Below are 18,144 nucleotides of genomic sequence, written 5' to 3' on the forward strand. Positions count from 1 at the left end.
ATGACCACCCTTTGAAAATGATTACCGCTCTATTCACTCTAACTGGTTGAACGACTGATCCAGTACTAACCTAATCTTTTGAATGAAAAGCAAGGAAAGCCCACAGCAGTGAGAGCGACTATAAGGATATAAAAATGCCACTGGATAGAACGTGCTTCTCTCACGCAAAAGAGTTTGCGAACTTCGACCAAGGCAACTATCTGGGCAGAGGCAACGACGTTGTCGTGCTGACGATGGGAAGTCAGGGAGGTATTGCCCACTCCGAAACAGTGACGCCCGTGTCTGAAGGCATGTGTTGGGCGTATTGCTGCCTGTGGGTGCGGAACATCAAGGCCAACAAACGCTATCTGGTAAAAACCCTCGACAATGTTTCTGCATCAACATTGCAACGGGACATGATGGGCCGTCACGCTACCTCTGACACCAACAACGCGTTGCTTTTGGCATTGGCTGGACAGCAGAGTATCTACGAAGATGTTCCAGGTCTGTTGACGAGCGCCGGCTCTATCCTGACGTGCCTGAACGGCTACGCAACAAACCACGCGAACTTCTTGATGCTGACACTCAAGGGCGGGGCCCAATGGGCGCACGCGGTGGTCTTGAAACTCAATCAAAGCTCAACCGGCGGGTACCTGAACTGGAGTTATCCCTGCGCCATGTTTGATCCCAATATCGGACAAGGGATGTATAACAATCACACCGATATGGCAGCTGACGTGCTTGCACTCAATAAGGCGTACTCCGCAGCCTTTGCCCATCAATCGGTCGTGACCTCGGTCAAGGCACAATTGATTTCGTACAGCAGTGGGATGAATTGATGCCAGGCGAATGGAAACCTACCGGCGGCCGGGACACTTTGGTGGACGTACGGTTGAATACAGGGATATTCAACGGGCGGCCAATCTACATTCACATGACTTCGCTGTTGGGCTATACGGCGATAAACAATGCCAGCCAGATTTCGTGCGCCCCCAACACGGCTCGACGCGGGCAAGCCGCGAAACAGGGGATATACCTGAATCCGTCGACCCAACCATTCAGCCCTGAGGAAGCACATACACTGTTGTTTTTTGACGAGCCGCGTTACGCCCAGAGTGCGACGCACTGTTTCATATTTGCGTTTCGCGATGCCGTCGTGGTCGAAGATTTTCCGATCAGCCAGTACAGTTGGGTCAGGGAAATCATTTATCGCGGCGATATCAATTTTCGCGACATAGACTTGCTCTATCGGGGGCCGAATCAGTTCGTTTCATTAACAAAACAAAACCATCACCGCGGATAGGCTGCCAACTAGACTTCAAACGAGCCACGTCTGAGTTAAAGAAAGTTAAAGGGGACAGATCTATTTTAAAAATAAATCTGTCCCCATTAAAAACTCAGGCAAACGCAGACTCGATGAACGCCTCCAGCGTCTGCTCCTCGAGAATCTCGATAGAGAAATGCCCGAAGCGCTTGGGCAGCCAGATGATGCGTGTCCCGGACGGTGATTGCAGGTTGGCGCGTTCCAGTGGCTGTCCGTTTTCGTCTTCGGGCTGCACGCCGGCGATCACCAGTTCGTCGTAGGCCTTCTCGATGTCCGGGGTCGAATAGCAGTGACGGTAGATCATCCCCTCCCCCGATGAATCCAGCAGCTCCTTTAGGTTGCCCGCCAACGGCTGGACCAGCATGAAACGCTCCTGACCGATCAGCGCTACTGCGTAGCGAACATGCAGGCCACCCCGCTCCCAGACGAGGGTCCGGGAGATTCTGGCTTTCAGGATTTGCGCGTAGTAGGCGCAGGCCTCTTCGAGGTTGTTGACCAGTACGTCGACGTGACTGAACTTCAGATCCATTGCATCGCTCCTTCTGACAGGCGTCCATCTTAAAAACAAAAAAGCACCCGAAGGTGCTTTTTTGTTGTCATCGCTGTCAGCGAACCGAAGCCGTCACATTGGCCCGGGCCGCGTGCAGTTTCTTGTAGCTGTCGATCAGTCGCAGATGGCGATCGAGGCCTTCAAGTTTCATGCTGGTCGGCGTCAAACCGTAGAAGCGTACGCTGCCGTCCACCGAGCCGATCGCGGCGTCCATCCGTTCGTTGCCGAACATGCGGCGGAAGTTGGCTTCGTAGTCGGCCAGCTCCAGGTCTTCGTCCAGTTGCATCTCCAGCACCCCGTTGACGGCCTGATAGAACAGACCGCGCTCGACGGTGTTGTCGTTGTACTGGAGGAACATCTCTACCGCTTCCTTAGCCTCCTCGATTTGTCCCAGGGCGAGCCAGATCAGCAGTTTCAGTTCCAGGATTGTCAGTTGACCCCACACGGTGTTGTCGTCGAACTCGATGCCGATCAGCGTGGTGATGTCGGTGTAGTCATCCAGCTCGCTTTCGACCAGACGCTCGACCAGCGACTGGAGTTCCTCTTCGTTCAAGCGATGCAGATTGAGGATGTCTTCGCGGAAGAACAGCGCCTTGTTGGTGTTGTCCCAGATCAGGTCGTCCACCGGGTAGATTTCCGAGTAGTCCGGCACCAGGATGCGGCAGGCGGTTGCGCCGATGTGCTCGTAGACCGCCATGTACGATTCCTTGCCCATGCCCTTGAGGATGCCGAACAGGGTTTCGGCCTCTTCGACGTTGGAGTTTTCACCTTGGCCGGTGAAGTCCCACTCTACAAACTCGTATTCCGCCTGCGCGCTGAAGAAGCGCCACGACACCACTCCGCTGGAATCGATGAAGTGCTCGACGAAGTTGTTCGGTTCGGTGACCGCCTGACCTTCGAAGGTCGGCTGCGGCAGATCGTTCAGGCCTTCGAAGCTGCGGCCCTGCAGCAATTCGGTCAGGCTGCGTTCCAGCGCGACTTCGAAGCTCGGATGCGCGCCGAACGAAGCGAACACACCGCCAGTACGCGGGTTCATCAGCGTGACGCACATCACCGGGAACTCACCGCCCAGCGATGCATCCTTCACCAGAACCGGGAAGCCTTGTGCTTCCAGGCCTTGAATACCGGCCATGATCGCCGGGTACTTCGCCAACACTTCTTGCGGCACGTCCGGCAATGCAAATTCACCTTCGATGATTTCGCGCTTCACGGCGCGCTCGAAGATTTCCGACAGGCACTGCACCTGGGCTTCGGCCAGGGTGTTGCCGGCGCTCATGCCGTTGCTCAGGTACAGGTTTTCGATCAGGTTCGACGGGAAATACACCACCTCGCCGTCCGACTGGCGAACGAATGGCAGGGAAACGATACCGCGCTGTTCATTGCCGGAGTTGGTGTCGATCAGGTGCGAGCCACGCAGCTCGCCGTCGCGGTTGTAGATCTTCAGGCAGTACGGATCGAGGATCTCGGTCGGCAGCTCGTCATTGCTGCCCGGCTTGAACCAGCGCTCGTCCGGGTAATGCACGAACGGCGCATTGGCGATGTCTTCGCCCCAGAACTGATCGTTGTAGAAGAAGTTGCAGTTCAGGCGCTCGATGAACTCGCCCAGTGCCGACGCCAGCGCGCCTTCCTTGGTCGAGCCCTTGCCGTTGGTGAAGCACATCGGCGAGTGCGCGTCGCGGATGTGCAGCGACCACACGTTGGGCACGATGTTGCGCCACGAGGCGATTTCGATCTTCATGCCGAGGTCGGCGAGGATGCCCGACATGTTGGCGATGGTCTGCTCCAGCGGCAGATCCTTGCCCGGAATGTAAGTGCTCACGCTGGAGTTCGCGCCCGGCATCAGCAGTGCCTGGGCGTCGGCGTCTAGGTTTTCCACTTCTTCGATCACGAACTCAGGACCGGCCTGCACCACTTTTTTCACGGTGCAGCGGTCGATGGAGCGCAGGATGCCCTGGCGGTCCTTGTCGGAGATGTCTGCCGGCAACTCGACCTGAATCTTGAAGATCTGGTTGTAGCGGTTCTCCGGGTCAACGATGTTGTTCTGCGACAGGCGGATGTTATCGGTCGGGATATTGCGGGTTTCGCAATACAGCTTCACGAAGTAAGCCGCGCACAACGCCGACGAGGCCAGGAAGTAGTCGAACGGACCCGGTGCCGAGCCGTCGCCCTTGTAGCGGATCGGTTGGTCGGCCACCACCGTGAAGTCGTCGAACTTGGCTTCAAGTCGAAGGTTGTCGAGAAAGTTGACCTTGATTTCCATGGGGGACTACCAGAATAGCGAGCTGAACAGAATGGCCGCCATTATCCGGTTTTTGAGCGGGAAGTCTTGTGCTTTGGCGTTTTGGCCGCCGACCGGAGCCTCGCTCAGGTCGAGATATTGCGTTGCGCCATCTCGTCGACGATGGCGTCGATCACACAGCGGGCGGTCGGTGACAGGCTTCTGTTGGGCAGGCTGACGACGCCGATTTCGGAATGCAGCCCGGGTCTGTCCACGACCTGCAATTCGATCAGGTTACCGATGCGCAGGTCTTCAGCCACTGCGCCGTGGATTACGCCGAGGATGGTATCGGTCGAACAGGCCACCGTTCTGAGCAACGCCACATCGTCGCACTCAAGCGCAAGCGGCAAGGCCTGGCGAGTGGAAATGCCCAGGGTATGCGCAGTCTCTTCCTTCACCACGGCTGGCAGGCGCGTCGTTGCGATGCCGTACTTTTCCAGGTCTCTCATCGTCACCGCGCGCCCGGCCAGCGGATGTTGCGGCCGGACAAAGAACCCCGCCGAAACCTGTCCCAGCGAACGAATCAGCAGATCGGTGTCGGCCGAGAAATTGCGAATGTCCGCGACGAAAAACTCGATCGCTTCATCCCGCAAACGGGCTTCAAGAATCTGCCAGTTGTTGATCTCTACCCGCAGGGTGACTTCCGGATACTCCCGACGCAACCGAGGCACCACCTGATGCATCAACATCGCCGCCGGAAACGGCCCGACGCCGAACGCAAGGTTGCCGAGCCGGCCATCACCGTAAAGCGCCAGATCACGTTCCAGCGAGCGTGCATCGAACAACAGGCGCCGCGCCCGCTCGATCAGGAACTCCCCAGCCGGCGTCGGGCGAACGTCGCCGGTGTCCCGATCGAACAGGCGCTGGCCGGTTTCGCTCTCCAGCGCTTGAATGCTGCGGCTCAGGGCCGGTTGGCTGAGGTGCACGCGTTCGGCGGCGCGGCCGAAATGGCGTTCATCGGCCAGCGCCAGAAGATGTGTCAGTCGTTTGAGATCCATGTCGCCGATGCTAGCCACGCATTGGCTGGATGTAAACAATGCATTGGATACATCACCCTCCTCTCCCTACTCTCTGCTGATTGATCATCGGAGAACAACAAGAATGAGATCGACCTGCCACACACTCATCGCCCTGGCGCTGGTATCCCTCGCCGGTTGTGACAAACCACCGAGCGTTGCCAATGGCGAAGCAACGCCAGCGACCGCAGCGGTGATCGAAGCCACGATCAAGGGCCTGGACCTCAATGACACCCGGGACATGGAAGATGCCCAACGCGGCTTCATCGCCCGGCCGACCGGGCAGATCCTCGGTTCCGACGGCACCGTGCTGATCGATTTCGATGCATTCAGATTCGTCGAAGGCAAGGCCCCCGCCACGGTCAACCCGAGCCTGTGGCGCCACGCGATGCTCAACGCCCAGATCGGTTTGTTCAAAGTCACCGACGGCATCTACCAGTTGCGCGGTTTCGACATCGCCAACATGACGTTGATCGAAGGGCAAACCGGGTGGATCGTGGTCGACCCGCTGACCTCGAAGGAAACCGCCGCCGCAGCCTTGGCATTCGCCCGCGCACAATTGGGCGACAAGCCCGTGACCGCCATCATCTTCACCCATGACCACGCTGACCATTTCGGCGGAGTGCTGGGCATTACTTCGGTCGCGGAAGTCGCCGAGCACAAGATCCCTGTAGTGGCGCCGGTGGGTTTCATGGAGGAAGCCACCAGCGAAAACGTGTTGGCCGGGCCGGCAATGTCGCGCCGTTCGATGTATCAGTTCGGCAAGAACCTGACACCGGGCGCAACCGGCATGGTGGATACCGGGCTGGGCAAAAACGTCGCCTACGGCAGCATCGGCATTCTGGCGCCGACGCAAATCATCGATCAGCCGATGCAGGAACTCGTACTCGACGGCGTCAGCTTCGTCTTTCACAACATACCGGGCGCCGAAGCCCCGGCCGAGCTGACCTTCTCGATCCCCGAACGCAAGGCCTACGGCGGTGCGGAATTGCTGGCGCAGACCATGCACAACCTGCTGCCGATTCGCGGCGCCAAGGTTCGCGATGCGCTGCGCTGGTCCGACTACACGCAGATCGCCCTCGACGAACTCGGCGACACAGAAGTCTATTTCGGCCAACACAACTGGCCGATCTGGGGCAATGAGCGGATTCGCGAATTCATCACCAAGCACCGCGACGTCTATAAATACATGCACGATCAGACCGTGCGGCTGATGAACGCTGGCTACACGCCCAACGAGATCGCCGACAAAATCCAATTGCCCGACTCACTGGCGTCGTACTTCGGCACCCGTGGTTATTACGGCGATGTGCGACACAACGTCAAAGCGATCTACCAGATGTACCTGGGCGCCTACGACGGCAACCCGGCGCACTTGAATCCGCTGGTGCCCAAGGAATCCGCCAAACGCTATGTCGAATTGATGGGCGGTCACGCCAAAGTGGTCGAGGCCGCACGCGTGGCCTATGACAAAGGCGAATACCGCTGGGTGGCCGAACTGTTGGATCAGGCCGTTCTCGACGCACCCGACGACAAGGCCGCCAAGGAACTGCTGGCCCAGACCTATGAACAGCTGGGCTACCAATCGGAGTCCGCGACCTGGCGCAACAGCTACCTGACCGCCGCCCAGGAACTGCGCAACGGCCCGCCCACCAAAGGCGTCAGACGTTCGGACTTGATAGAACTGATGAAGCAGACACCCACCGAGCGCTTCCTCGAAGCCATGGCCGCGAGCCTCGACGGGCCGGCCGCCAACGGCAAGAACTGGACCTTCAATCTGCTGCTGACCGATACCCGCGAATCCTTCGTGCTGTGGATCGAGAACGCCGTGCTGCACTACCGAAAAGGCCCGTCGGCAGCGAATGCCAACGCAACGCTGACCGTCACCAAAGACCTGTTCGTGCAACTGCTGGGTGGTACTGCGGGAATCAAGGATGCGCTCACTTCGCAAGACCTGAAGGTCGATGGCAGCACGGTCGATCTGGTGAGATTCCTGGGGTTGTTGGAAAAAGCGCCGGGCAACTTTGCAATCGTCGCTCAGGATCGCAATTGATCGACCGGGGCCAGCGCCATTCGATTGTGGAGCAATCGCTCCGCAGTGATTGGAACTGTGCCCCGTTTTTCCGCAGGCACGCGCTGCCTAGCATGGCTCCACTCATTATTGTGGAGCTCTCCCATGCACGATCTACAGGCATTACCCACTACGGCGACGGCCACACAAGAGGTCCCTTCCTCCTGGCGCGACTGGCTCTCGGTGTACTCCGTAGCCCTCGGCGCCTTTGCTTTTGTCACCACGGAATACCTGCCGGTCGGCATCCTACCGCAGATCGCCGATAGCCTGAACGTCACCGTGGGTGTCGCGGGATTGATGGTCACCGTGCCGGGGATGGTCGCGGCGGTATCGGCGCCCGCAATCATGCTGGGCGCGGGACGCATGAACCGACGGCATCTGTTGTTGCTGCTGACGCTGCTGCTGGTGGCCGCCAACCTGATCTCGGCGCTGGCACCGTCACTGGCGATCATGCTGGTCGGACGTGGACTTGTCGGCATAGCACTGGGCGGATTCTGGGCTGTGGCGATTGCAGTGGCCGGGCGACTGGTCAACACCTCTAACGCGGCGAAGGCCACGGCGCTGATCTTCGCCGGAATCACCCTGGCGACCGTGTTCGGCGTGCCGTTCGGGACGTTCATCAGCAGCCTGTTTTCATGGCGCATGTCGCTCTCGCTGACGGCGGGGCTTGCACTGCTCGCGCTCGCTGCCCAAGCCCTGACCTTGCCTTCGCTGCCTTCCAGCGAGGGCCTGAAAGTACGCGCGCTGCTGGCTTATGTGTCGCGCGGCAATGCACGTCGCAGCATGCTGTTGCTGGGCACGGTGGTGGCGGCGCATTTCGCGGCGTACACCTACATCGCGCCGTTCCTTGGCCATGAAGCCGGTTTCTCGCCGAGTGCGATTACTGCGATCCTGCTGGGCTTCGGCCTGGTCGGCATGCTGGCGAACTTTGCCATGGCCGGCACCATTACTTCGCACTTGCGCGTGTCATTGGGCGCGGTGGTGTTGCTGATGGTGATCGTGCAGTTGGCCTTGCCGCACTTGCAGGGGCTGGGCGTGACGCTGGCGGTGTTGCTGTGGGGCGTGGCATACGGGGCGATTCCGCTGGGTGTCAGCAGCTGGATGCAACTGACGTCGCCGACACTGCCGGAAGCGAGTTCGGCGATGCTGGTCACCACATTTCAAGTAGCGATCGCCTCGGGTTCGTTGTTCGGTGGCTTGATGGTCGACCATGCCGGCATCGCTTCGCCGCTGTGGCTGGGCGCCGGGGTCGGTCTGCTCGGGCTGGCCGTGATGCTCAGTTTCGGTCTGAGCAAGTCGCCGATTGCCGAGACCCTGCAACGCTGAGGGTCAGACCTTCAGAATGTTGTCTTTGAAAAAGTCGATCAACACCCGCAACCTCGGTGCCGTCTGCTTCGACGCAGGCCAGAGCATCCACAGGTTGCCGGTGTGGTCGGTGTAGTCCTCCAGCACCACCTTCAGGCGGCCATCGGCCAACGGCTCACGGATTGAAAAGTCCGGCAGACACGCAATCCCCACCCCATCCAGCGCCAGGTACGTCAGCGGGTCCATCGTGGTGCAGGTCAATGCACGCGAAAGGCTCGGCTCGATGTGCGTGTCGCCCACCCGCAGCGGCCAGCGCTCGATCATCCCCGTGGCAGGAAACTTGTGCAGCAGGCACACATGCTTGCTCAGATCGTCCGGGTGCGTCGGCGCGCCGTTGCGCTCCAGGTAGGCGGGCGATGCAACCAACTGCAATTGATAGCCACCGAGCTTGCGCGCCATCAGCCGCGAGTCCTGAGGTGCGCCGGTACGGATCACCGCGTCGAAACCCTCCTCGATCACGTCGACCATGCGGTCGGACATGTCCACATCCAGCTCGATGTCCGGGTAGGCACGCATGAACCCGGCCAGCACCGGCATGATCAGCACGTTCTGGATCGGCACGCTGATGCGCACCTTGCCCCGTGGCGTGGCGGACAACTCCAGCAGCTCCATTTGCGCGGCTTCCACTTCACTGAGGATGCGTTTGCAGCGGTCCAGAAACAGCTCGCCTTCGGTGGTCAGGGTGACGCTGCGGGTGCTGCGGTGAAACAGCCGCACACCGAGGCGTTCCTCCATGCGTGCCACACTCTTGCCGACGGCGGACGAGGATATCTCCAGCAGACGCCCGGCTTCGGTGAAGCTGCGGGTTTCGGCCACCTGAATGAAGGCCGTGATACCGCTGAGGCTGTCCATCATGGCGGGGGTACTCGGGGGTGGGGAGAGTTCAGGCAGAGTAGATGCGGGCGGGGGATTTGCAAAGAGACGTCTTGCCAACAAAAACGCCATCGCGGGCAGGCCCACTCCCACAATCGCCTGTGGAAGCGGGCCTGCCCGCGATGGCGGTATTACCTTCAACGCAGAAGCTGAAACCGATCAGGCACTCTGCTGGTAAAACGGATAATCGGTAAACCCGACCGCACTGCCACCGTAGAAGGTGTCACGGTCGTAGGCATTGAGCGGCAGGTCATGACGGATGCGTTCCGGCAGATCCGGGTTGGCGATGAAGTCGCGACCGAACGCCACCAGGTCGGCATCCCCCGCTTGCAGAATCTGCTCGGCCGACGCGGCATTGAAACCGCCCGCCGCGATGATCACGCCGTCGTAATGCTGGCGGATCAACTGCGCCGCCACCGGGTTCTGATCCTTGCTTTCATCGATCGAATTGCCCAGCACGCGCGGTTCGATCAAGTGCAGATACGCCAGCTTCAGCTCGGCCAGTTGCTCGGCGACATACACAAACAGCGCTTCAGGATCGCTGTCCTTCATGTCGCCGAAATTGCCGCTCGGGCCCAGACGTACCGCCACGCGCTCATGACCCCAGACCGAAATCACCGCCCGGGTGATGTCCATCAGGAACCGCGCACGCCTGGCGATCGTGCCGCCGTAGGCATCGGTGCGACGGTTGCTGCCGTCCTGCAGAAACTGGTCGATCAGGTAACCGTTGGCGCCGTGGATTTCCACGCCATCAAATCCGGCTTCCAGGCCTCGCGCCGAGGCGCGGCGGAAATCCTCCACCAGCGCCACGACTTCCGGCTCGCTCAAGGCACGATGCGGTGTGCTCGGGACCCAGCCGCTGGCGGTGTAGGCCACGCCGTCGTACTCGACCGCCGAAGGCGCCACGGGTTGTGCGCCGTCAGGCTGCATGTCGCTGTGAGATTGGCGCCCGGCATGAAACAGTTGCAGGAAAATCCGCCCGCCCTTGGCGTGAACCGCATCGGTGATGGCTTTCCAGCCAGCAATTTGCGCGTCGTTGTACAGGCCAGGCGAACCGAGATAGCCATTGCCGGTGGTCGAGACCACAGTGGCTTCGGAAATGATCAGGCCGCCGGCGGTGGCACGCTGCGAATAGTATTCAGCCATCAACGCACCGGGCAGATCGCCCGGCTCGGAACGCATGCGTGTCAACGGCGCCATGACCACGCGGTGGGACAAGGCATGCGGGCCGATCTGGATCGAAGAAAACAGGGTTGGGTGATTCATGGTGACCTCCAATAAATATCTGGAGGCCACCTTAGGCCAGGCGTCTCGGGAGAAAAACGGGCCGACGATCCAGTCTCTCTGGACTGATTGCTCCGCAATCCTCTGCAGGACAGGCCTGTCGATCACCTGTCACAACGCACCTTGTGCTGTCCCGTCAGATGACTGAAAGACAACGACCTAACCGACTTTAAACAAAACCTCAATTTAATTATTAAATTCTGCTCAAAGGCCGGATGACTCCGCACGAAAGTTGAAGAACCCGAAGTTTTCAATCCTTGATCTTGTGCGCCCTTATCAATGCACTAATAAAGTGCAACAACAGCCGAATAGTGGCGCTCTGCCCTCATTTACTACTTTCAAAGAGTCGAATTATTTTTTCTATCGATAGAACTCATTTATGCATGCCATTCATTCACATATTTATTAAGACGTTGTTTTATATGGATTTATTAGCATTATATGATTTTTTTATTTTGCATTATGGGCTGATTTTTTTGGATCCAAGATCCTTGACAGCCCGTTTAAGCTTGCTGCATAGTCCCTCCGCCACACCAATTGTTACAACTCATTGCACTGTTGAAAGTGCAAGTACTGCCGACAAAAGCCACTCGACAGAACAGCAAGAAAATCATCAAACCGGATATTGATGAAGAGGTCCTGAAACTTAGGTTTCAGCAGTGCAAGGGTTGCCTTTTAATCCTCTGAATTTATGGCTTTATATATGCAAAACAAGAATCTTCTGGTAGTTGGCGGTTCCAGTGAAATAGGCGCGGCCATTGTCCGCGAGGCGGAAAACAACAACTATCAAGTCATCAGTACCAAGCGCTCGGCAGACACCAGCGGGCTGTTCATGGACGTCACGTCCGATGAAAGCGTCCGGTCGGCTGTCCAGCAGGTCATCGCGGATTTCGGGACGATCGACGCGGTTATCTATGCGCCTGCCCTGTCCAGCGACGGATTGATTCATACGCTCAATGATGACGCCTGGCAGGCTGCATTCGATGTCAACGTCTTTGGCGCGGCTCGCGTAGCCCGCCACCTACTCCCCCACTTCATCAAGGCACGCAAGGGCATTTTTCAGTTCATTTCCTCCACGGCAGCCGTACGTGGAGCAACTGGTGCAGCGCCTTACTCCTGCTCCAAGGCTGCATTGAATGCCCTGGCCCTGAACATTGCCCACGACTATGGCCGTTTCAACATTCGCGCCTACACCGTCATGCCAGGTTACGTCGACGGTGGAATGCTGGCCCATCTGCCGGAGGAGAAAAAAGCGCTGTTGGCCAGAGAGCCTTCGCTCAAGCGCTTGGCCACGCCCGCTGACGTCGCGCACTTCTGCATTGCCACGCTCGACTCCCCTTACCTGACCGGCACGGCACTGACGCTCGACGGTGGGTTGGCCAGCTGAAACCGGGCAACCCCACACCCAGGAAAACACTGACGCAAGGAAGGTAAAACGCAATGACGACCATGGAAACAACCTTGGCCGCAGCGCAGGGTATTGCGCCCGGCACCGCTCGGTCAGCGGCCAATCAGCTCTATCACGAACGAATTTCCTCGCGAGACGATCCTTCGACCCTGCCCTGGCTGAACCGGTTGCTCAAGCACGGCATCATGGATCTGGAACACATCGAAAATCCGATGTACCTGACGCTGCTGGACGGAAAGATGTCATCCCGTGCGTTCGAGTCGTTCCTGCAACCGTATTACTGGGGTTCAAGTCAGGGCTTCAACAAGAAGGTGCTGCCGGCAGCGTTGAAAGCTCATACAAACGAGAACTGGCGCGCCTACATCAAGAGCATCATTCGCGAAGAAAACACCCCCAGTTGCCACTCCACGATGTTCAGCAACTTTGTTCGCAGCCTGGGTTACGACGTCGGTGAAAGACCCGACACCGCGCAACGCTTCGTCGACAGACTGATCGCCGGGTACAGCGCAGACCTGGGCTTTGCGCTGGGTTACGCCCTGGGCGTCGAGACCGAGGCCGACTTCCAGATCGCCGTGATCCACAACGCCCTGATCCGGCAATTTCCGAACGTTATCGCCCGCGACGAGTTTTTCACCATCCACATGGATGAAAGCGGTGAAGAGGCCCACGCCAAGGCAACGTGCGAATCCATCGAACAGTTGGTCGCCGACGGTTCCATCGAAGCGAACCAGGTCGCGGAAGGATTCAACGCCGCCATCCTCGATACACGGGAATTCGTCTGCGACATCCACGCCGCGCTTGCGTCCTGACACCTTCAGCGTTCCCCGCATTTGACTCATACAAAAACCAGAGAGCCAGACCATGCCTGTTGATAGCCGTTTTGTAGAAATCCTGAGAACTGTTGCCGAACTTGATGCCACCCATCCCATCGATGAGTCCCAAGAGTTGCAGGCGCTGGGCATCGATTCGTTGAAACTGATCGATGTCGTGATGTCGGTCGAACGCGAGTTCGGCACAGAGCTGGATGAGGATGCATTGGTTCGTGCGCGCACGGTTGGCGAGCTGTGGCGTGAAATCGAGGGCGCCAAGGCCTGACGCGTCAATCGGCGGTCCTGTAAAGCGTCCGCCGGCTCAACCCTGGACCCTCGGCGGCATCGCGCTCGGCCCATGGCCGGATTCGCGATGCCTCCGCCTCTATCGAAATGCGTTTGCGCATTTCCGCTCGGAGCATCCCATGAACCCAGCGACTCTCGAATTTTCGATCGAGCGTTACGCGCTGTATCCGCCTGCACCGTCGGCGTCTGGCGACGCTGAACTGCTGCCCGAAGACTTCAATGAATGGGTCGATGCCAAAGGCGATCGGTTCCGCGACACCTTCAGTCGAATCTGCTTCTACCTCGCCGCGCGTTACATGATCCCGACGGACGCGACCCACAATGAAACCGTCATCGTGGGCACCGAGTACGGCAACCTGGAAGCCATGCTGCGCTTTCAGCGCCAGGCCAAAATCGATCACAAGGCACTGTCGGCTCAGCAGTTTCCCTATGCCACGACCAGCTCGGCCTCGACCTTCATCAACATCAGCCAGCACATCGGCGGTGGCAATGCGACCCTGAATGCCGGGGTACTCACACCGGCGCTGGCCATGCTTCACGGCCTGCTTCACCTGCAAGATCACGATCAGGCAAAAAGTCATGTGTTTGTCGGGGACACCTATTGCCCCGAAGCACTCGATGACATCGCCCGGCAGGCCCCCTCTGCAACCCGGGTGTCCTCAGGAGTCAGCTACCTGGCCCTGAAGCAAGGCAATCAATTCAGCGCGGTTATCCGCTTTGAAAAGGACGCGCAACAGTCGCTCAAGACGTTACCCGGCGATGCGCGGCTGTTTCTCGACAGCGGCAGCCGGGCGCTGCTGGCCGCTCAGTGTCCGCCGGACGACAACGCCGACGACACCACGGCGAATGAATACAACCGGGCATTTGTATTCGCGGCCTTCCTGGAGGGCGTACAGGTCTTGAAGCCCGGCCAGCATGCCGCTCTGCTGCTGGCCCAGACGGACAACGCCGCCAGCATCGTGATTTCGCGCCATCATGAATAGCACCCGAGCCGAAATCTTTGACCCAGGCCTTGACGTGTTCAAGGTGCACTTCGAAAACGACCCGATCGTGCCGGGCCTGATGTTGCTGCTCAGAGAACTGCAGCAACCGACTCGACCCGCCCCCTCCTCCACGGTTGTCGAACGGCTGCTGTTCAAATCGTTCGTGCGCCCGGGGCAAGCCGTCACTTACGTGAACGAGGGGCCGCACACGCAGATCAATGGCGACGCCGGCCTTTGTTGTTCGTTTTCGACGCTCGCCGGCGATCTAATCGAGACACCGGCGTTCATGGATGAGGTATGTCGATCGACACAACCCGTCAGCCCTGCGCGTGAACCGCTGTACTGGTTTCTGCCGGAGCAGATCGATCTGAATGACGAGGGCACCCATGCCCAGACTGTCATCGACCTGCAGCAGGTCATTGCACGGCACCCCTACCTGGCGCAGATGGCCGATCCGGCGTTGCTGGTCCTGACCGAAGCGCTGGGCAATCTCGCCCTGGTGCTGCAGCAGCGTCGTGCAGGTGGCGCGGCGGCCAGCTACGTGTTTGCCCGGTTTGATGCACTGCAGATCGATCTGAATCGCGAGGTTGCCGCCTCCCCCCTGAATCTGAAAACACGCGTTCGGCACTTTGGCTCGTTCCTCGCCTGGGATGCCTGTGCCTGGGATGAACAGGGCATGAGGCTGGTGATTCACAACGCTATTTCTGTCAAGAGGAAAACCCCTTGAACACAATCTACGTTTCCGGACTCGGAGCGGTGACCCCCATTGGTCTCGATGTCGAACAGTTCTGGACCGCGCTGATCGACCGCCAGGCCAATTTCAGCGCCCAGGCGGCGGTCTATCCAGGGATGAAGCCGAATTTCATGGCCGGCCGTATCGATGCGGCACAAAAAGCCCTGCTCAAACAGCGCGCGCCTGAGGTCACCGGGCCGAACGTGCCCGACTCTTCGCTGTACGCGGTGGACGCGGCAATGCAGGCGATCGCGGACGCCGGCCTGGTTGCCGGATCCGCTGCGCTGCGCCATGCGCTGGTGTGCGTCGGCAACAACGAGGCCGAAGCCGACATCCTCGACCGGCATCTGGAAGACGATGACGAAGGCTGGCGCCAAAACACCTATTCCAGCCACGCGATTGCCCGCAATGTTGCGCGAGCCATCGGTTCGCAAGGCCCGGCGCTGTGCTTCCACAACACCTGTGCCTCAGCGAACGTGGCACTGGAGTTCGCACTGCGCATGCTGCGCAGCGGTGCGGTCGACACCGCCGTGGTGGGCGGTGGAGATGCCTTTTCAAAGAAAGTCTGGTCAGGGTTCTACACCCTGAACGCACTGGGCGAACAGCAATGCAAACCTTTTTCCCGTGACCGGCGCTACATCACCATCAGCGAAGGCGGCGCTTTCGTGGTGCTGCAGCGAGCCAGCGACGTCGTGTCCACGCCCTATGCCCAACTGCTGGCAGTCGCGAGCAACAATGATGCGGCGCATCCGACCAACCCGGATCTGGCCGGCGTGTCCGCCTGCCACCAGAAGGTGCTGCAACAGGCCGGTCTGCAAGCCGGGGACATCAGCGCAATTTATGCCCATGGCACCGGAACCCGCGCCAATGACCTCACGGAAAGCACGATCTTCGCCAACACCTACCCCACGGCGGCCGTGACCGCGATCAAAGGCACGGTTGGCCACATGATGGCCACCGCAGGAGCGATCGGAGCGGTGGCGAGCTGCCTGTCCCTGCGGCATCAATTGTTACCGCCCACTCACATCGAGCCGGACAGCCTCGAATACGAGATCGATCTGGTCACCCAACCGGGTGGTCTGTCTCGCCCGCTACGGCATATCCAGAACAACTCCTTCGGGTTTGGCGGCAATAACGCCATCTCCATTTTCAAGGTCATCGAACCATGATCATTCTCGGAATCAGCGGATTACCCAACTCGCAGCGCGCCCATCGCGCCGCTCACCCTCAAGCGCTGGAAATCGACGAGCGCATCTGTCAGGGCCTGGACAGTGCCGCCTGCCTGATCATTGATGGGAAGGTCATTGCGGCAGCGGCCGAAGAACGTTTCACCGGTGACAAAGGCACAGGTGAACTGCCCCTTCACGCGATTGACTATTGCCTGCGCACGGCACACCTGCAACCGGGTGATGTTCAAGTGATCGCCCACGGATTCGACTATGACCGCTACCGACGCTTTTTCACCCAGTCGGCGGAATCCTTCGATGAAGTCCTGAGTGCAAAATCCGTCATCAAGGCTTTGGAGCAAGCCGGCTGGGAGGATGTCGCACCGCGTTTCAAAGCCGTGGATCACCACATTGCCCACGCGGCTTCGGCCTATTTCACCAGCGGTTACGAACGTGCGCTGTGCATCGTCTCCGACGGCATGGGTGAAGTCGAATCATTGACGGTGTTCCAGGCACAAGGCCGCACGCTCAAGAAACTGCATGGTCAACCCATCAAGAATTCCCTTGGCCTGCTCTACTCCATCTGCACCCGATTCCTGGGGTTCGCCTTCAACAGCGACGAGTACAAAGTCATGGGGCTGGCAGCCTATGGCAACGGTACGGCGTACCTCGAAGCCTTCAATCAGCTTGCACAATTCGATGCGAAAACCGGCTCGATCAACATCCGCTGGCCCGCCCAGGCACTCGGCCGGGCGGAGGAAGGTTATCCCGCGGCGATGGAGTTTCTGGCGACGCTGTTCAACCTGGCACCTCGAGCCAGCGACGAGGCACTCGGTGACCGGCACGCCAACTTTGCCGCGGCCTTGCAGACCGTGTTCACCTCGCTTCTGGAGTCACTCGTTGCTTTCTGGCTCGAGCGCACCGGTGAAACATCGCTGTGCCTGGCGGGAGGTTCATTTCTCAATTGCAAGGCAAACGAACGGCTGTGCAACTTGCCATCGGTGGAGCGGGCCTTCGTGCAACCGGCGTCAGGTGATGATGGAACCGCACTGGGTGCCGCGCTCTATCTGGCGGCGCAACAGGGTGAGCCGCTGGACAGCGGGTTTTCCCCGTACCTGGGCCCTGAATACAGTGTCGAACACATACGCCGGCAACTCGACGACGCCGCGGCGGATGGCAGCCTGAAATGGCGTTACGAAGGGCTGACGGATGAATACTTCGCCCGGGCTGCCCAGGACATCGCCGAGGACAAGATCATTGCCTGGTTTCACGGACGCATGGAGTTCGGCCCGAGGGCGCTGGGCAATCGTTCCATTCTGGGACGGGCCAACGGGCATGAAATCAAGGCCAGGATCAATGGCCTGGTGAAGTTCAGAGAGCCCTTCCGCCCTTTCGCGCCGGCAGTTCTGGACATCGATTGCGATCAGTTGTTCGAGTCGAAAAAACTGCAGCCGACCCGCTACATGCTCTGCACCGCACGGGTCCGGGAAGACGCCATGGCTGCCGTCAGCGGTGTGGCACATGCCGACGGCAGTGCGCGGATCCAGGTGGTCAGCCAGGACGTCAACGAGAACTTCTGGCGTCTGCTGACCCAGGTTCGCAAGGTGTGCGGCCATGGCTGCTCCATCAACACGTCGTTCAACGTCAAGGGCCAGCCTTTGATCATGTCGCCGGATGTCGCACTCGCGACGTTCCGTTCCATCGCCCTGGACACGCTTTACATGGAAGGATTCATCGTATGGAAACCCTGACTCACGTGGACCTGACCCGAGTGGTCGATGAAGTTCTGCACACGCTTGCCACTGCCAAGCAAGTCAGCCCGACATCGCCGCTGGACATGATCGTATTCGACTCCCTGGATCAGATGCGGCTGCTGGTCGCCATCGAAGACCGCCTGCAATTCGTCTTCGACGATGCCGCGTTGCAGCCATTTTGTCTGGACAGCCGCGAGGCGCTGGTCGACAGCGTGATCGCCATGATGAACCAAGCGGGATAATCG

At 59.2% G+C, this 18,144-nt stretch carries 17 protein-coding genes; 12 read left to right on the top strand and 5 right to left on the bottom strand.

The window, feature by feature from the left end:
• Positions 1-134: 134 nt before the first annotated feature.
• Together AC07N4_RS11635 and AC07N4_RS11640 are read left to right on the top strand one after the other, a co-directional pair.
• A complete protein-coding gene (locus tag AC07N4_RS11635) occupies positions 135-818 on the top strand; it encodes a hypothetical protein (RefSeq protein WP_102622420.1) in 684 nt (227 codons plus the stop codon).
• On the top strand, positions 818-1,282 hold the full coding sequence (locus AC07N4_RS11640) for a hypothetical protein (RefSeq protein ID WP_102622419.1): 465 nt from the start codon (positions 818-820) through the stop codon (positions 1,280-1,282). The genes AC07N4_RS11635 and AC07N4_RS11640 overlap by 1 nt, the downstream gene beginning before the upstream one ends.
• 94 nt (positions 1,283-1,376) lie before the next feature.
• On the opposite strand, the gene AC07N4_RS11645 is transcribed toward AC07N4_RS11640, so the two are convergent.
• From AC07N4_RS11645 to AC07N4_RS11655, 3 genes are all read right to left on the bottom strand, one after another.
• Positions 1,377-1,832, bottom strand: a complete 456-nt coding sequence (locus AC07N4_RS11645; protein WP_102622418.1) for a VOC family protein — start codon at positions 1,830-1,832, stop codon at positions 1,377-1,379.
• A 76-nt stretch (positions 1,833-1,908) separates the two neighbouring features.
• Positions 1,909-4,113: an OsmC domain/YcaO domain-containing protein gene (locus AC07N4_RS11650; RefSeq protein WP_493066212.1), complete on the bottom strand. Its 2,205-nt coding sequence runs from the start codon at positions 4,111-4,113 to the stop codon at positions 1,909-1,911.
• Positions 4,114-4,217: 104 nt separating this feature from the next.
• Positions 4,218-5,129 (bottom strand): LysR family transcriptional regulator, encoded by a 912-nt coding sequence (locus tag AC07N4_RS11655; protein WP_493066211.1) that lies wholly within the window; start codon positions 5,127-5,129, stop codon positions 4,218-4,220.
• 103 nt (positions 5,130-5,232) lie between these two features.
• Here AC07N4_RS11655 and AC07N4_RS11660 point away from each other — a divergent pair, with 103 nt between their 5' ends.
• On the top strand, positions 5,233-7,200 hold the full coding sequence (locus AC07N4_RS11660; RefSeq protein WP_493066210.1) for an alkyl/aryl-sulfatase: 1,968 nt from the start codon (positions 5,233-5,235) through the stop codon (positions 7,198-7,200).
• A gap of 123 nt (positions 7,201-7,323) precedes the next feature.
• Positions 7,324-8,544, top strand: a complete 1,221-nt coding sequence (locus AC07N4_RS11665) for an MFS transporter (protein WP_493066209.1) — start codon at positions 7,324-7,326, stop codon at positions 8,542-8,544.
• A 3-nt stretch (positions 8,545-8,547) separates the two neighbouring features.
• Here AC07N4_RS11665 and AC07N4_RS11670 read toward each other — a convergent pair whose 3' ends face one another.
• Positions 8,548-9,435 (bottom strand): LysR family transcriptional regulator, encoded by an 888-nt coding sequence (locus tag AC07N4_RS11670; protein WP_102622472.1) that lies wholly within the window; start codon positions 9,433-9,435, stop codon positions 8,548-8,550.
• 180 nt (positions 9,436-9,615) lie between these two features.
• Complete coding sequence (locus AC07N4_RS11675; RefSeq protein WP_102622171.1) at positions 9,616-10,722, bottom strand: alkene reductase; 1,107 nt, start codon at positions 10,720-10,722, stop codon at positions 9,616-9,618.
• 721 nt (positions 10,723-11,443) lie between these two features.
• Between AC07N4_RS11675 and AC07N4_RS11680 the strand changes: the two genes are divergently transcribed.
• The 8 genes from AC07N4_RS11680 to AC07N4_RS11715 all read left to right on the top strand — a co-directional run bounded on the left by AC07N4_RS11680 (position 11,444) and on the right by AC07N4_RS11715 (position 18,141).
• On the top strand, positions 11,444-12,127 hold the full coding sequence (locus AC07N4_RS11680; RefSeq protein ID WP_273538080.1) for an SDR family oxidoreductase: 684 nt from the start codon (positions 11,444-11,446) through the stop codon (positions 12,125-12,127).
• A 74-nt stretch (positions 12,128-12,201) separates the two neighbouring features.
• Positions 12,202-12,957 (top strand): hypothetical protein, encoded by a 756-nt coding sequence (locus AC07N4_RS11685; protein ID WP_493066208.1) that lies wholly within the window; start codon positions 12,202-12,204, stop codon positions 12,955-12,957.
• 52 nt (positions 12,958-13,009) lie between these two features.
• Positions 13,010-13,243: an acyl carrier protein gene (locus tag AC07N4_RS11690; protein WP_096820644.1), complete on the top strand. Its 234-nt coding sequence runs from the start codon at positions 13,010-13,012 to the stop codon at positions 13,241-13,243.
• A 139-nt stretch (positions 13,244-13,382) separates the two neighbouring features.
• Positions 13,383-14,246, top strand: coding sequence for a hypothetical protein (locus AC07N4_RS11695; RefSeq protein ID WP_493066207.1), 864 nt, complete (start codon positions 13,383-13,385; stop codon positions 14,244-14,246).
• A complete protein-coding gene (locus AC07N4_RS11700) occupies positions 14,239-14,973 on the top strand; it encodes a hypothetical protein (RefSeq protein WP_102622168.1) in 735 nt (244 codons plus the stop codon). The genes AC07N4_RS11695 and AC07N4_RS11700 overlap by 8 nt, the downstream gene beginning before the upstream one ends.
• On the top strand, positions 14,970-16,148 hold the full coding sequence (locus tag AC07N4_RS11705) for a beta-ketoacyl synthase N-terminal-like domain-containing protein (protein WP_493066206.1): 1,179 nt from the start codon (positions 14,970-14,972) through the stop codon (positions 16,146-16,148). Before AC07N4_RS11700 ends, AC07N4_RS11705 begins: the two co-directional genes overlap by 4 nt.
• Complete coding sequence (locus tag AC07N4_RS11710) at positions 16,145-17,896, top strand: carbamoyltransferase family protein (protein ID WP_493066205.1); 1,752 nt, start codon at positions 16,145-16,147, stop codon at positions 17,894-17,896. Before AC07N4_RS11705 ends, AC07N4_RS11710 begins: the two co-directional genes overlap by 4 nt.
• The gene (locus AC07N4_RS11715) at positions 17,884-18,141 is read left to right on the top strand and encodes a phosphopantetheine-binding protein (RefSeq protein ID WP_096820639.1); all 258 of its coding nucleotides are present in this window, start codon (positions 17,884-17,886) and stop codon (positions 18,139-18,141) included. Before AC07N4_RS11710 ends, AC07N4_RS11715 begins: the two co-directional genes overlap by 13 nt.
• Positions 18,142-18,144 lie beyond the last annotated feature (3 nt).

The sequence above is a fragment of the Pseudomonas sp. GW821-FHT09E04 genome (genome assembly GCF_059416185.1).